8 tRNA genes are annotated in these 855 nt (G+C 51.2%); all 8 read left to right on the top strand.

Annotated features, from left to right (window positions below):
- Positions 1-22 precede the first annotated feature (22 nt).
- The 8 genes from ABFX13_RS14705 (at position 23) to ABFX13_RS14670 (ending at position 836) form a co-directional block, all read left to right on the top strand.
- Positions 23-99 (top strand) — tRNA-His (locus tag ABFX13_RS14705).
- Between the two features lie 4 nt (positions 100-103).
- Positions 104-177, top strand: a tRNA-Cys gene (locus ABFX13_RS14700).
- Between the two features lie 22 nt (positions 178-199).
- A tRNA-Leu gene (locus ABFX13_RS14695) sits at positions 200-288 on the top strand.
- A 65-nt stretch (positions 289-353) separates the two neighbouring features.
- A tRNA-Glu gene (locus ABFX13_RS14690) sits at positions 354-428 on the top strand.
- Between the two features lie 9 nt (positions 429-437).
- Positions 438-511: transfer RNA gene (locus ABFX13_RS14685), tRNA-Gly, on the top strand.
- Positions 512-566: 55 nt separating this feature from the next.
- Positions 567-643: transfer RNA gene (locus ABFX13_RS14680), tRNA-Asp, on the top strand.
- Between the two features lie 14 nt (positions 644-657).
- Positions 658-733 (top strand) — tRNA-Asn (locus ABFX13_RS14675).
- A gap of 27 nt (positions 734-760) precedes the next feature.
- A tRNA-Asn gene (locus ABFX13_RS14670) sits at positions 761-836 on the top strand.
- Positions 837-855: the final 19 nt, after the last annotated feature.

Raw genomic sequence — 855 nt, 5'->3', positions numbered from 1 at the left:
CCCTCCACCTCGACCAATTATGGTGGGTATAGCTCAGTTGGTTAGAGCGCCAGATTGTGGCTCTGGAGGTCGTGAGTTCGACTCTCATTATCCACCCCAATACGGCGACATAGCCAAGTGGTAAGGCAGTGGACTGCAACTCCTTGATCCCCAGTTCGAATCTGGGTGTCGCCTCCATAGAAGACATAATTTAAGATATGCCGAAGTGGCGGAACTGGCAGACGCACAGGACTTAAAATCCTGCGGGACTTACCTCTCGTACCGGTTCGATTCCGGTCTTCGGCACCATTTTAAAATAATATCGCGGGGTGGAGCAGTTGGCAGCTCGTCGGGCTCATAACCCGAAGGTACAAGGCCCATTGGTCAAGCGGTCAAGACACCGCCCTTTCACGGCGGTAACAGGGGTTCGATTCCCCTATGGGTCACCAATTAAATATGCGGGTGTAGCTCAATGGTAGAGTTCCGGCCTTCCAAGCCGGCTGTGAGGGTTCGATCCCCTTCACCCGCTCCAGATAAACACATGGGACTATAGCTCAGCTGGGAGAGCACCTAGTCCCACCAATTGCGGCCTGGTAGTTCAGCTGGTTAGAATGCCAGCCTGTCACGCTGGAGGTCGAGGGTTCGAGTCCCTTCCAGGTCGCCAAAAAAAGAATACGCGGGAATATGGCTCAGTTGGTAGAGCAAATGACTGTTAATCATTGGGTCACAGGTTCGAGTCCTGTTATTCCCGCCAACTTTAATAATAAAACAACTAAAATGTGGGAATATGGCTCAGTTGGTAGAGCAAATGACTGTTAATCATTGGGTCACAGGTTCGAGTCCTGTTATTCCCGCCAATATGCTAGTGTGGCTCAA

This window comes from Paraclostridium tenue (assembly GCF_039521565.1).
Lineage (GTDB): Bacteria > Bacillota > Clostridia > Peptostreptococcales > Peptostreptococcaceae > Paraclostridium > Paraclostridium tenue.
Note: the sequence above shows the minus strand (reverse complement) of the source record. Positions and strands in the feature narration are given on the sequence as shown.